At 66.0% G+C, this 14,013-nt stretch carries 10 protein-coding genes; 9 read left to right on the top strand and 1 reads right to left on the bottom strand.

Translation table 11 applies throughout. From position 1 onward, the window contains the following. Nucleotides 1-37: 37 nt before the first annotated feature. The 3 genes from mprF to PSO31014_RS21105 all read left to right on the top strand — a co-directional run bounded on the left by mprF (nt 38) and on the right by PSO31014_RS21105 (nt 5,664). Nucleotides 38-2,608 (top strand): bifunctional lysylphosphatidylglycerol flippase/synthetase MprF, encoded by a 2,571-nt coding sequence (gene mprF, locus PSO31014_RS21115; protein WP_150553410.1) that lies wholly within the window; start codon nt 38-40, stop codon nt 2,606-2,608. Continuing rightward, nucleotides 2,605-4,206 carry a virulence factor family protein gene (locus tag PSO31014_RS21110; RefSeq protein WP_217424933.1) on the top strand — a complete coding sequence of 534 codons (1,602 nt, stop codon included), beginning with the start codon at nt 2,605-2,607 and terminating at the stop codon, nt 4,204-4,206. The genes mprF and PSO31014_RS21110 overlap by 4 nt, the downstream gene beginning before the upstream one ends. A gap of 150 nt (nt 4,207-4,356) precedes the next feature. Next, nucleotides 4,357-5,664 carry a solute carrier family 23 protein gene (locus tag PSO31014_RS21105; RefSeq protein WP_150553406.1) on the top strand — a complete coding sequence of 436 codons (1,308 nt, stop codon included), beginning with the start codon at nt 4,357-4,359 and terminating at the stop codon, nt 5,662-5,664. 81 nt (nt 5,665-5,745) lie between these two features. Here the strand turns inward: PSO31014_RS21105 and PSO31014_RS21100 are convergent, their stop codons facing one another. Then, nucleotides 5,746-6,660, bottom strand: coding sequence for a LysR family transcriptional regulator (locus PSO31014_RS21100; RefSeq protein ID WP_150553405.1), 915 nt, complete (start codon nt 6,658-6,660; stop codon nt 5,746-5,748). 374 nt (nt 6,661-7,034) lie between these two features. Here PSO31014_RS21100 and PSO31014_RS21095 point away from each other — a divergent pair, with 374 nt between their 5' ends. The 6 genes from PSO31014_RS21095 (at nt 7,035) to PSO31014_RS21070 (ending at nt 14,003) form a co-directional block, all read left to right on the top strand. Next, nucleotides 7,035-8,669, top strand: coding sequence for a DEAD/DEAH box helicase (locus PSO31014_RS21095; protein WP_150553404.1), 1,635 nt, complete (start codon nt 7,035-7,037; stop codon nt 8,667-8,669). A 152-nt stretch (nt 8,670-8,821) separates the two neighbouring features. Next, a complete protein-coding gene (gene panS / locus PSO31014_RS21090; RefSeq protein WP_150553403.1) occupies nt 8,822-9,775 on the top strand; it encodes a ketopantoate/pantoate/pantothenate transporter PanS in 954 nt (317 codons plus the stop codon). 171 nt (nt 9,776-9,946) lie between these two features. After that, nucleotides 9,947-10,708 carry a peptidylprolyl isomerase gene (locus tag PSO31014_RS21085; RefSeq protein WP_246176944.1) on the top strand — a complete coding sequence of 254 codons (762 nt, stop codon included), beginning with the start codon at nt 9,947-9,949 and terminating at the stop codon, nt 10,706-10,708. A 408-nt stretch (nt 10,709-11,116) separates the two neighbouring features. Further along, on the top strand, nt 11,117-12,502 hold the full coding sequence (locus PSO31014_RS21080; protein ID WP_150553401.1) for a protoporphyrinogen/coproporphyrinogen oxidase: 1,386 nt from the start codon (nt 11,117-11,119) through the stop codon (nt 12,500-12,502). 82 nt (nt 12,503-12,584) lie between these two features. Beyond that, nucleotides 12,585-13,154, top strand: a complete 570-nt coding sequence (locus PSO31014_RS21075; protein WP_150553400.1) for an AfsA-related hotdog domain-containing protein — start codon at nt 12,585-12,587, stop codon at nt 13,152-13,154. 42 nt (nt 13,155-13,196) lie between these two features. After that, a complete protein-coding gene (locus tag PSO31014_RS21070; RefSeq protein ID WP_246176943.1) occupies nt 13,197-14,003 on the top strand; it encodes a fatty acid desaturase family protein in 807 nt (268 codons plus the stop codon). The last annotated feature ends 10 nt before the right edge of the window (nt 14,004-14,013 follow it).

Genomic DNA, 14,013 nt, shown 5'->3' with positions numbered 1-14,013 from the left:
CGAGCCGCCGCCCGCCGACGAGGCCGCCTGGCTCGCGTTGCCCGCGCCCCTGCGCTGGCTCCGGCGCGTGCCCTGGGGCACGGCCCGGCCGTGGCTGATCGCGGCCGGCGTCGTCCTGCTCGGCCTCTTCGTCTTCGATGCGTTGCATCACATGCTGCGCCACGTGCATTACGACGACATCGTTGCCGAGATACACAACACACCCGTGACACGTCTGGTGCTTGCTATGCTGGCAACCCTGGCGAGTTACGCGGCCCTCACCGGTTACGACATCTCAGGGCTTGGCTTCGCCGGCGCGAAGGTCAAGCGCTCGACGGTCGTGCTCACCTCGTTCATCGCCTACGCGCTGGGAAACTCCGTCGGCCTGGGGGTGCTCACCGGCGGCACGGTGCGAATGCGCATGTACGCCGCCGCGGGCGTCGATGCGTCGAAGGTGGCGCAGGCGGTAGCGTTCAACGCCGGCGCGTTCGGTCTCGGCATGACCGTGTTCGGTTCGCTCGGCATGTTGTGGGGCGCGTCGCGCGTCTCGGCGCTGGTGCCGATTCCGGCGTGGCTGTTGCAACTGCTTGCCTTGCTGCTGCTGGCCGGCGCCGCCGCGTTCCTGGTGCTGTGTGCCCGCAAGCGCACGGTGCGCTTGCTGAACCGCTGGCCGATCCCGCTGCCGCCGCTGCGGGTCGCGGTGCGCCAGTTGCTGATTTCGGCCGCCGATCTGGGCATGGCGGCCGCCGCCTTGTGGTGTCTGCTGCCCGCCAACGTGGTGGACCTACCGACCTTCGTCGTCTTCTATGCCATTGCCATGGCGCTCGGGGTACTCAGCCACGTGCCGGGCGGCGTGGGGGTGTTCGAAGCGGTGATTCTGCTCGCGACCAATGGGCATGCACCGATCAGTCAGGTGGCGGGGGCGCTGGTGCTCTATCGCGGCATCTACTATCTGCTGCCGCTGATGCTTGCCGCCTGTCTGCTGGCCGGCTTCGAGTTGCGCCAAAGCGCGGCGGCGCCGATCGGTCGCGCGGCCGTGCGGCTCTTCCCCGGCTTGTTGGCCGCGCTCACGCTCGTTGCCGGGGTCATGCTGCTGATCTCCGGCGTGACGCCCGCTACGCGCGACGCCGAAGACTTCCTCCGCCACCACGTGCCGCTGTTCCTCGTTGAAGTGTCGCACTTGCTCGGCAGTGTGGCGGGGCTGGCCATGCTGTTCCTCGCGCGAGGTCTGCTGCACCGGCTCGATGCCGCCTGGTGGGGCTCGCTCGGCCTGACGATCATCGCTGCCGTCCTCGCGATTCCCAAGGGCATTGCCGTGTCGGAGTGCTTCGTATTGGCCATGCTGGCGACGCTGCTGCTCGTCTCGCGCGAACAGTTCGACCGACGCTCGTCGCTTTTCACGCAGACGTTCGAGCCGGGCTGGATCATTGCCGTGCTCTCGGTGCTCGGGGCCTGTACCTGGCTGATGTTCATGGCGTACCGGCGCGTCGAATACGCAAATCAGCTCTGGTGGCAGTTCACGTTCGACGGCGACGCGCCCCGTTCCATGCGTGCGTTGATGGTCGTGGCCGTGATCGGACTCGGGCTGTCGTTGTGGCAATTGCTGCGTCAGTCCGCTGGCGCGATCGTGCCAGCGAGCGAGGAGGAACTGGCGCGCGCGCGAGCCGTCATCCGCAAGCAACCGGCCGCCGACGCCTGTCTGGCGCTGATGGGCGACAAGAGCTTCCTGTTCTCGCCGTCTGGCAACGCTTTCATCATGTACGCAAAGCATCGCCGTTCGTGGGTGTCGCTCTCGGACCCGGTCGGCGACCAGAAGGAGTGGCCCGAACTGATTTGGCGCTTCATCGAGCTGGCCGATGCGCACGGCGGACGCGCGGCGTTCTACAAGACCCGCCCGCAGGCGCTGCCGCTCTATATCGACGCGGGACTGCGGGCCTTCAAGCTCGGCGAGGAAGCGTTCGTCTCGCTGCCGGAGTTCGGGCTGCAAGGCGCGCGTCGCGCCAATCTGCGGCATGGGGTGGCGCGCGGTGAACGCGAAGGGTTGACGCTGGAGATTGTGGCGGCGGAAGACGTCGCGCCGCATCTCGCGGAAATGCGGCGCGTATCGGACGCGTGGCTTGCGCGCCAACATACGCGCGAGAAGGGTTTCTCGTTGGGCGCGTTCACCGACGCGTACGTCGCGCGCCAACCCGTGGCGCTTGTGCGCCGCGAGACGCGCCTCGTCGCGTTTGCCACGTTGATGTGCCCAGACGTCCAGCGCATCGAAGCGAGCATCGATCTGATGCGGCAGGTGCCGGACGCTCCCCCCGGCACGATGGACTTCCTGTTCGCGACGCTGATGCTGCATTTCAAAGCGCAGGGCTATCAGCGCTTCGGCCTGGGAATGGCCCCGATGTCGGGCATGGAGACGCACCAGCTTGCGCCCCGCTGGCATCGCTTCGGCCGCATGATGTTCGCGCACGGCGCGCGCTTCTACAACTTCCGCGGGCTGCGCAGCTTCAAGGACAAATTCGATCCGCAATGGGAGGCGCGTTATCTGATGACGCCGGGCGGCATCGCGCCGATGCTCACACTGGCCGACGTGGCCTCGCTGGTGGGCGGTGGATGGAAAGGAATCATGACGAAATGACAGGTCACACGATGGCGATGCACGACAAGGCGCACGATGGACAGGCGAGATCGCCCAAGCGCGGACGCGGCGAGAGCACACCGCGCTGGGTCGGCCGCGTCGCAGCGAGTGCCGCGACTTGGGCGGTGATGATGACGTCCGTTGCCGCACTGGCCCAGACGCCGACACCCGCGCAAGCCCCGGAAATCCTGACGCATGGCCGCTTCGAGAACGTGCCCATCTTCCGTCCGGAAGGGGAGCCGAACGCGACGGTGCTCTTTTTCTCCGACGACGACGGCTGGACGCCGCGCGCCGAACGGATGGCCCGCGCCCTCGCGGACACCGGCGCGTTGGTGGCGGGCATCGACACCGCACGGTTGATGGCGAATTACACCAAGGACGAGATCGCTTGCGTATACGCGGCGGGCGATCTCGACAACTTCGGTCGATGGGTCGAGGCGGCCGTCAAGCTGCCCGGCTACACGCCGCCCATTCTGGTTGGCGACGGCGTGGGCGGCACGTTCGCCTACGCGATGCTTGCGCAGGCCGGTAACGATACGTTCTCCGGCGCGTTGTCCGTCGACTTCTGTCCGGTACTGCCGATGTCCCGGCCGTTGTGTCAGGGCGAGGGGGTGCATTTCGGACGCGGTATCACGCACACGGCCGGCGGCGCGCCGATGCGATTGCTGCCCGCGCCCGTCATGAGCGCACCGTGGTTGGCAATGGGCGGACCGGTCGGCGGACCCGCCTCGCGCGCGCCGCGTTGCGCGGACCACGTGGCGCAGGCGTTCGCCGCCCGCACGCCGAATTCGAGCTGGCTCGTCGGCGGGCTGGCGGGTAGCCTGGGCGCGATGGATGTCTCCGGCACGCCGGCCGGGACGGGCGCACCGTCGACGTCTGTGCTGGCCGATTGGGTGACGCAGTACAAGAACGCGTTCCGGCGTCTGAACGCGCACCACGTGGCGGGAACGGTTCGACCGCCCGCCGCGGTGGCCGATCTGCCCGTCGTCGAGGTGCCGGCCACCGGCAAGCCCGCCGCCAATATGGCCGACGCGTTCGCCATACTGATGTCGGGCGACGGCGGCTGGGCCGGACTCGACCGCGATGTCGCGGGCGCGCTCTCCGCGCACGGCATTCCGGTGGTGGGCGTGGATTCGCTGCGCTATTTCTGGTCGGCGCGCACCCCGGCATCCGGCGCGCTCGATATCGACCGCCTGATGCGCTTCTATCAGACGCGCTGGAACAAGAAGCGCGTGATCCTGATCGGCTACTCGCAAGGGGCCGATGTGCTGCCGTTCATGGTCAATCGTCTGTCGCCGGTGGCCCGCGAGCGGGTGGCGCTGCTGGTGCTGATGGGACTTGGGCAGAAGGCGGACTTCGAGTTCCGCATGACCAATTGGGTGATGTCGAGCCAGAACGGCCTGCCGATTCGTCCGGAGGTGGAGCGTCTGCCCGACGGGATGGCGATGTGCATCTATGGGGCCGACGAAGACGACAGCAACTGTCCGGGGCTCGATCCCAAGCGCGTTCAGGTCGTCAAGATGCCCGGCGGGCACCATTTCGACGGGAACTACACTGGGCTGGCCGACGTGATTCTCCAGGGCGTCGCCAAGCGGTGACGACCGATGGCGGGGCGGCGCTGCCCAAGCGCGCCGCCTTGCCTTGCGTGCAGTCACTCCGTACACTGCCGCCAGTTTTCCCATCGACCCACGTCCCGCACCTTTCGCACCTTTCGGATTCGGCGGCACGACACCCAGGAGAAGATCGACATGGCAGAGGGTTATTTCCCGAAGTGGCGGCAGCAGGACACGGCCTCCGGCCGCGTGATTGCCCCCGATGAGCGCCTGGCCTGGCCGCAAACCATCGCGATGGGCGTGCAGCACGTGGTCGCCATGTTCGGCTCGACCGTACTTGCCCCGCTGCTCATGGGGTTCGATCCGAACCTTGCCATCTTCATGTCGGGGATCGGCACGCTGCTCTTCTTCGTGCTCGTCGGCGGACGCGTACCCAGCTATCTCGGCTCGAGCTTCGCCTTCATCGGCCTGGTCATCTCGGTGACGGGCTATGCGGGCAGCGGGCCGAATCTGAATATTCCGGTGGCGCTCGGCGGGATCATCGCCTGCGGCGTGCTCTACGCCATCATCGGCCTGATCGTGATGGCCGTCGGCACTCGCTGGATCGAAGCCCTCATGCCGCCGGTGGTGACGGGCGCGGTCGTCGCCGTCATCGGCCTGAACCTCGCGCCGGTCGCGGTGAAGGGCGTCTCGGGGACTCCCTTCGACACGTGGATGGCGCTGGCGACCGTGCTGTGCGTCGGTCTCGTGGCGGTGCTCGCGCGCGGCATGGTGCAACGCCTGCTGATTCTCGTGGGCCTGCTGCTGGCCTATGCGCTGTACGCCGTGCTGACCAACGGCATGGGCCTCGGCAAGCCGATCGACTTCGCCGTGGTGGCCCATGCCGCCTGGTTTGGCCTGCCGCACTTCGCGGCGCCAGTGTTCAAGCCGGAAGCGATGGTACTGCTCGCCCCGATTGCCATCATCCTTGTGGCGGAGAACCTCGGACACATCAAGGCGGTCAGCGCCATGACCGGACAGAGCCTCGACCGCTACATGGGCCGCGCCTTCCTCGGCGATGGTCTGGCGACCATTGTGTCGGGCAGCGTCGGGGGCACGGGCGTGACGACTTACGCCGAGAATATCGGCGTGATGGCCGTCACGAAGATCTATTCGACACTGGTGTTTGCTGTCGCTGCGGTGATCGCGCTGGTGCTGGGCTTCTCGCCGAAATTCGGCGCGGTGATTCAGACGATCCCGGGTCCGGTGCTGGGCGGCGTGTCGATCGTGGTGTTCGGTCTGATCACGGTGGCCGGCGCGCGCATCTGGGTGCAGAACAAGGTCGACTTCTCGGATAACCGCAACCTGATCGTCGCCGCCGTCACGCTGGTGCTCGGCGCGGGCGACTTCACGCTGAAGTTCGGTAGCTTCTCGCTGGGGGGCATCGGTTGCGCCACGTTCGGCGCCATCATCCTCTACGCGTTGCTGCGCGGGCGTGGGGCGTCGGCGCCGGCGGCGATGTAAGTCGACTCGCTCGCCTCACCGGACGCGCTGGACCGGCTGGATTCGCCGGGATTGACGGCACAAGAGATCACGGCACGATGATTACGTCGTGCCGTTTTCGTTAGTGGCGGCGGGCGTGGCCTGCAGCCGTTCAAGCAATTGCCGCGCGTAGACCGGCAGGGCGTCGCGCTCACGCACGCACAGCACCAGCGTGCGCAGGGCCCACTCGTCGGAGAGCGGCACGACGCCGATGCCCAGCGTCGCGGCCGAGCGTGCGGCGGCGCTCAGCGGCACGATGCCCAGCGCGGCCCCCGCTGCCACGGCGCGACACAGGCTGTCGAAGTCTCTCAGGCGCAGACGATATCGCAGTGGCCGACCGGCGCGCTTCGCGTGGCCGTCGAGGTGCTCGGCCAGCGCGCTGCGCTCGGGCAGGCCGATGAACTCCGAGTCCAGTACGTCGATGAAGGCCACCCGGGCGCGCGAGGCCAACGCGTGCCCAGGCGGCGTGACGACCACCAGCCGGTCCTGCCGGAATGGCACCGTCTCGAGCCCCGTCAATTCGATCCAGTCCGAGACCACGCCAATGTCGGCCGCGCCTTCCAGGACCGCTTGCACGACGGCCGGGCTCGTCTGCTCGCGCAGGGAGATCTCCACATTCGGATGCTCGGCGAGGAACGCCCCCAGCAGATCCGGCAGAAACTCGGACATCGCCACGGTGTTCGAGGCAATACGCACGTTCCCCCTGAGCCCAGCCGCGTATTCGCCGAGTTCGCCTCGCAACTGCTCGATCTGGGCGAGCACGCGCTGGGCGTGAGCGAGCAGGGCGCGACCGGCGGGGGTGGGCATTACGCCCTGGCGGTGGCGCATGAAGAGCGCGACACCCAGCACCTCTTCGAGCCCGCGAATACGGGCGCTGGCAGAGGCCAGTGTCAGATGGGCGCGCTCGGCGCCGCCGGTGATGCTGCCAGCTTCGGCAACCAGCAGGCACAGACGCAGGTCGGTCAGGTCGAATCGCACAGAGCAGGCAGGCCGGGGCCTTCGGGGGGCAATGACGCCAGTGTAGCGGCTTGAGCGACACGGCGACACGCGCGCAGCCGCCCGGCGGAACGTCCGAATTTCGGGCCCCGGGAAGGCAAATGCCGATGCCGACTGACGTGGGAAAGGGCACATGGTAAACTACGGGATTCCAAGACACGGCCGTACCCGCGACGGCCTCGCCCGCCAAGCCGCTTGATTTCATTCGCCGGCGGGTCGTCTTGCAGGCGTCTTTCGGCGCATCGCCCTCATGAGCGCGATGCCTGTCGCACGCCCTACGCGGGCATTCCCTCAAGAACACACAACATCGATACGCGCGGGGACACACTTCGTGGAGTCCGTGCATTGGTCCATATATGTCTTTTGAAAAGCTCGGCCTGTCGGCCGACATCCTGCGTGCCGTGGCCGACCTCGGCTACACGCACCCGACTCCCATTCAACTGCAAGCGATTCCGGCCGTCCTGCAAGGCGGCGATCTCCTCGCCGGCGCCCAGACCGGGACCGGCAAGACGGCGGGCTTCACGCTGCCGATCCTGCAAATGCTCTCCACGCGTACGCGCGCGGCGGCGACCAACGGCAAGCGCTCCGTGCGCGCGCTCGTGCTGACGCCCACGCGCGAGCTGGCCGCCCAGGTCGAGGAAAGCGTCACGCAATACGGCAAATACCTGCCGCTCACGTCCATGACCGTGTTCGGCGGCGTGTCGATGGTGCCGCAGGTCAAGCAATTGGCGCGCGGCGTGGACATTCTCGTCGCGACCCCCGGCCGTCTGCTCGATCACATGCAGCAGAAGACGGTCGATCTTTCGGGCGTCGAGATTCTCGTGCTGGACGAAGCCGACCGCATGCTCGACATGGGCTTCATTCGCGATATTCGCCGTGTGCTGGCGGTGCTGCCGTCGAAGCGCCAGAACCTGCTGTTCTCGGCCACGTTCTCCGACGAGATCAAGCAGCTGGCCGACGGCCTGCTCAAGTCGCCCGCGCTCATCGAAGTGGCGCGTCGCAATACGACGGCTGAAACCGTCGCGCAGAAGATCCACCCGGTCGATCGCGACCGCAAGCGCGAGCTGCTCGAACACCTTGTGCGCGAGCACAACTGGTTCCAGGTGCTCGTGTTCACGCGCACCAAGCACGGCGCGAACCGGCTGGCCGAGCAGCTCACGAAGGGTGGCATTCCGGCGCTCGCCATTCACGGCAACAAGAGCCAGGGCGCCCGCACGCGCGCACTCGCCGAATTCAAGAGCGGCACGTTGCAGGTGCTGGTTGCGACCGATATCGCCGCGCGCGGCATCGACATCGACCAGTTGCCCCACGTGGTCAACTTCGACCTGCCGGAAGTGGCGGAAGACTATGTCCACCGCATCGGCCGCACCGGACGCGCCGGCGCGAACGGCGAGGCCGTGTCGCTCGTGTGTGTGGACGAGCATCAACTGCTCACGCAGATCGAACGTCTCATCAAGCGCACCATCGATCGCGAAGTGATCCCGGGCTTCGATCCGGATCCGCATGCCGTGGCGCAACCGATTCGCAAGGCGCAACAAGGTCGTGGGGCCGGCGGCGGACGTGGCGGCCGCGGCGACGACGACGCGCGCCAACCGGCCCGCGCCCCGCGTGAGGCGCGTGAGCCGCGCGATGGCGGTCGTGGCGCACGCCAGGGCAACGAACCGAAGGCGCGTCGCGAAGGCGAGCGCGGTGGCCGAAAGAGCAGCGGTGCCGTGAACGGCGGCAATGCGGGGCACGGCGCGCAGGTCGCGAACGCGGGACAAGGCGGGCAGCAACGCCATCAGGCGCAGGTGCCCAAGCGTCAGGGCGATGCCCAACGCGCGGCCACACCGGCGGCTGGTACAGCACGCCAAGGTCGTGACGGCCGCACGGGGCAGACCGCCTCGCGCGGGCAAGGAGGCGGCGCGGAGCGCAGCGATTTCGCACAGCGCGCGCCGCGTCGCGATGGGACCGGCGGTGCCTTGCTGATGGGCAAGGCGAAACGCGACTGAAAGGCCAAGGTAGGGCACCCGGCGCAAAATAAGTAAAATATTAACCTTTTGCGCCCGGCGGCCCGGGCGCGGCAGGGACGATGCGGTGGCGGGCTACGCGGCCGTATCCGCTTGCCCGCGCTCGCGCCGCATACCCCTTCCCTGAGGATTTCATGATCGCCCGTATTACCCGGCTGTTCCCGCTGTGGGCTCTGCTGTTGTCCGTTTCCGCCTATTTCTCGCCCGGCAGTTTCTCCGGCGTTACGCCGCACGTCACGGCACTCCTGACCGTGGTGATGTTCGCGATGGGCGTCACGCTCACCGTCGACGACTTCAAGCGCGTGCTCACGCGTCCCGCACCGATCGTCGCCGGGGTGGTCCTGCACTATCTCGTGATGCCGCTGGCTGCCTGGGTGATCGCGCGCGTGCTGCACATGCCGCCCGATCTGACGGCAGGCATGGTGCTCGTGGGCAGCGTCGCGAGCGGCACAGCCTCGAACGTCATGATCTATCTCGCCCGTGGCGATGTCGCCCTGTCGGTGACGATCAGCGCAATGTCGACGCTCGTCGGGGTGTTTGCGACCCCGCTGCTCACGCGCTTGTACGTTGACGCCTCCATCGTGGTCGACGTCGAGGGCATGCTGCTGTCGATTCTGCAGATTGTGGCGCTGCCGATTGGCGCAGGTCTGCTCATCAATCGTTATTTCGGTCGTGCGGTGCGCGCAGTCGAAGGCTATCTGCCGCTTGTCTCGATGATCTCGATCGTGCTCATCATCGGCGCGGTGGTCGGCGCGAACCAGGGCAACATTGCCACGGTGGGTCCGTTGGTGATGCTTGGTGTCGTGCTGCACAACGGCCTTGGCCTGCTGGGCGGGTACTGGGGCGGTCGTCTGCTGGGCTTCGACGAATCGATCTGCCGCACGTTGGCCATCGAAGTCGGTATGCAGAACTCTGGCCTGGCGGCAACGCTCGGCAAGATTTATTTCACGCCGCTCGCCGCACTGCCGGGGGCGCTTTTCTCGGTCTGGCACAACCTGTCGGGGTCGCTGCTCGCGGGCTACTGGCGTGGTCGTCCGACCGGCACGGCCAACGATGCGCCGGCGGTGATCACACGCCCGTCTCACTGAGCGTTTCCGTGCGCCGCATGCGAGTGTGTGCGGCGCGCAACGGCAGCCCGCACCGTCATCGCGGGCATTTGCCTTTCTGACGCGCATCGCCTACAACTTCGATATACCGTCGCGCCCAGGCATGCCAATCGGAGCGACCGGTGGCAGTCAATGTTTTGGCGGGAGTGCGTTATGTCTTTGCGAGTCAACGGAATTGTCATCGACGCACGTCGCGTCGCCGATGAGATCGATCAGCATCAGGACGAGGCCGATCCGGAAGTCGCCGCACGGCGCGCGCTGGTGAGCCGCGAATTGCTGCGTCAGCGCGCATTCGACCTGCGCTTGTTCAACGAGAACGACGCGACGCCTGCGAGCGATGACGCTATTGTCGATGCGCTGTTCACGCGGGACGTTCAAGTGCATCGTCCTACCGACGCCGAATGCCGGGCCTACTTCCACGAACACGCCGGACAGTTCCGTGTAGGCGACCGGGTGCAGGCGAGTCATATTCTGTTTGCGATGTCCGCGAGTGTGCCGCTGTCGACGACCTTGGAACGGGCGCAGTCGGCACTGGATGCCGTGCGCTCCGATCCTGACTCGTTCGAAGCGGTGGCGCAATCGATGTCGGATTGTCCGTCGGGTCGCGCGGGCGGCAGTCTCGGTATGCTCGCGCGTGGCAGTGGCGCGCCCGAGTTCGAGTTGGTGCTGTTCTGCGGCGACCGGCTCGGCGTGGTGCCCAGACTCGTGAACACGCGCTATGGCTTTCACGTCGTGCGGATCGAACGCCGGGTGAAAGGGCACATGCCGCCTTTCGAACGCGTGGCCGAGCGCATCGCCGCGCAGTTGTACGAGCAGGCGCGTACGCGGGCATTGCGGCACTATGTGGCGCTGCTCGCCGGCGTCGCCGAGATTAGCGGCGCCAACGACGATGATGGGCCGGCGCGTGTGCAATAGCAGGGGGCCGTCGTCGGAGCAGTGTGCCTATCAAGCCAGGTGAGGCAGAGCGCGCGAGTGTGTCGATGAACTGATCGGACAACGTCGTAGCGTCCGGTGTTGTCCCTGAAGGGCTGGGTTCTGTGTCAGACAGAACCCAGCCCTTTCTTTTTTCGCTCGACGGCGCTCGTCCGGCGAGGCAGCGCGCAGCGCCTGCGTCGCTGTCGACATGGGCCATCCAATGATCGAATTGGAATCCAACGTGTTGCGGATATCGAGTTGTCTATCGCTGGTGCCGAGCACTATCAGTGACCGCCCGATGAGATGCGAACGATGAACCGCGCTCGCCTATCCTTAGGATGTCGTGATATTCCGGTGTCAATTTCACGATACTTAAAGAATGCCTAATGAACATGCGGGGGATCCCTCATGGCAACCACTGCGACGTGCGCCGTCGTTGGCGGCGGCATTTCCGGCATCGCGGCCGCGCACTTTCTACGCGACGCCGGGCTTCATGTCGAGCTTATCGAGCAGCATCGGTCCCCGGGTGGCCGAATAACCACTGCGACACTCGACGGCGACCGAATCGATCTCGGCGGCAAGAACATCGGCCGGCACTATCGGCGTTTTCGCAAGCTCGCGCACGCCCTCGGACCCTTCGCGTTCGAGCCATTCGGCATCAACACATCGCGCATTCGCGACGGGAAGATCGTCACGCTCGATAGCACGCGCCGCCTTGGCAGCACGCTCGCGTACCTGCGCGGTTGTCCGGCTGCGGATGCGCTGCGCCTTGCCGAGCTTTGCGCGCGCGTGTGGCTCGACGCGCGCAATCGGTTCCTGGACGGACCGTCATTTGCCCGGTTGGCGCGAGATGCCGACGATTCGCCGCTGGCGTCGCACTTCAGCCCGGCGTTCTGCCGCGCCGTGGTGCGGGCGATGTCGGTGCGAATGAACGGTGCGGAGCCCGACGAAATTCACCTCGGCAATTTCGGCACGCACCTGGGCATGTGGCTCGACACCTATGATCAACTCGAGGCGGGCATGGGGGCGTTCATCGGTGCGGCGACCGCGCCGCTGGAGGTGCGTTTCAATGCTCGCGTCGAACGGCTCATGGTGCGTCACGGACGGATTTCCGGTTTGCAGGTGCGGCAATCCGATGGGCGAACCGATCATCTGGAATACGACCACGTGGTGCTCGCCACGCCGGCAGGGGTGAGCGCAGATCTGCTACGCGAACACGATGCGGCACTCGCCGCCGCGCTCGACGAAATTCGTTATTTCCCGGTGCTCGTGGTGGTGGCCGCTTATCGCCGGCCGATATTCTCCGCCAACGTGCGTGGCCTGTCGTTCGGCCCGGATAACGCACTGAGCAATGCCGGCGCCTACGGCATCGACAGACTCGACCGCGTGCGCTACACGTTCAGTGGCCGCAAGGCGCGCGCCGTGATCGCGAGCGCGCGAAGCGCAGGCAGCCTTGCCGGGCCGGAAGCCGAAGCATTGCTCGATCTCGCCGAGGCGACCTTGCGCCAGTACGTTCCCGTCGAACGCGCCGACCGGCGCGACGTGGTCGCGCATCTCTTCGATCCAGGGTTGTGTGCGTACGCGCCGCATCACTATCGATTGCGCGCATGGCTTGACGATCGGCGCCACGGCATCGACGGACTTGCGTTCGCTGGCGATTATCTGCGCGGTGCGTCGATTGAGGCGTGCATGTTTTCTGCGCAGGAGGCGGCGGTTCGCATCGCCCAGTCGCGTCTTTCACACGATCTACGCGCATCGCGCGGCATCGATTACGGCTACCACGCATCGTCGTAACGCCGGCATCGATCTCCCAGGCCGACTCGCCGTCAACCCGGTGGGCCAGGTTCCGTCCCCCCATTGTCTGAACGGAGTCGCCATGAACCTTCAAACGCCCGTGACCGGCCGCCTTGCCGGTACCTCCGATGTCACCACTACTGATGCTTTTGCCATGCCGGGCAAGCTCGACCGGGCGATGGTTCACAAGGCAGATCCGGTCAATGTCTTCGTGGCGTCGATCGAGCGGGCGCAAGCCACCCCCGAGGGGCACGATACCTTTACCGCTGTGCTTGCGATCGATCCGCATCACGCGTTCTTCTTCGAGCATCCGCTCGACCACGTTCCCGGCCTGATGATGATCGAAGCCACTCGCCAGACCGGCACTGCGATCTCGCACCGCTTCTACGATGTGTCGCACGATCTCGTGTTTGTCCTCAATTCGCTGGAAGTCACCTTCGAGCATTTCGCCGAACTGCACGCGCCACTGTCGGTGCGATTCGTGATCGTCGCCAAGACCTATCGTCATGACCGCTTGTCCGCGCTGGCCTGCGAAACGCAGTGGCTGCAATTCGGCCGCCCACTGGGCACGATGAATGCGCGCTGGAGCTTCTCTTCGCCGGCGTTGCTTGCCCGGTTGCGTCATTCGGGGAAGGCGGGCGACATCCATTGACTCGTGTCGATGGCGACGAGCTGTGCATTGCAGGGAGGCATCATGAGACATCTCACCCGACGTTTGGGCCTGCGTTACACCGAAGATATTGCGCCGCTGGCGCTGGTGGCCGGTGTGGCATCGCTGCAGTGGGCCGCCTACTTCCTCGTGCGCGATCCGTGGGCGGCGATCGCCTGCGCGACGCTACTCCTGTTGCCCCAGGTCGCCGTTTCGACCGCCGTGCATAACCAGTCGCACATGGGCATGTTCGCCGGGGCCTGGGCCAATCGCGTGCTGGAATGGGTGATGACCCTGGAAACCGGCATGTACGCGGCAAAGTTTCGCCTGCATCACAGCCGGGGACATCACCTGCACTACACCGAACCTGAGCGGGATCCGTCGCGCTGGATCGACGCTGGCGGTTGCCGGATGTCGCGGCTGGCTTACGTCGCTCACTATTTCCTGACGTACGACTATCACGTGCTGCGCATCGGTCGGACCTGCACGCGATTGCGCCGACGCTGCCTCTGGCAGGTCGCGGCCAGCAACCTCGTATTGGCCGCTTTGCTGTTTCACGACCCGCGCAATGCGCTGCTGTTTTTCGTCGTGCCAAGGATCCTGGTCTGGCTCAACTTCATTCACATGACGTACGACGATCATATCGATCTCTACGCCAGCGATCCGTTCAAGGCATCGCACACGAAGGCCAACCGGTGGCTCAATCTTGTGTTCTTCAACAACGGCTATCACCTCGCGCATCACGTACGGCCGGGCTTGCACTGGAGCCGGCTACCGGAATTCCATCGGCAGATTGCCCACCGGATCGACGTGCCGCCATCGTCGACGCCATTGAATCGCTGGTTCCGATAACGAGGGATGG

The organism is Pandoraea soli (genome assembly GCF_902459595.1).
GTDB lineage: Bacteria > Pseudomonadota > Gammaproteobacteria > Burkholderiales > Burkholderiaceae > Pandoraea > Pandoraea cepalis.
The sequence above is the reverse complement of the archived record's forward strand: the minus strand, read 5'-3'. Positions and strand labels throughout refer to the sequence as shown.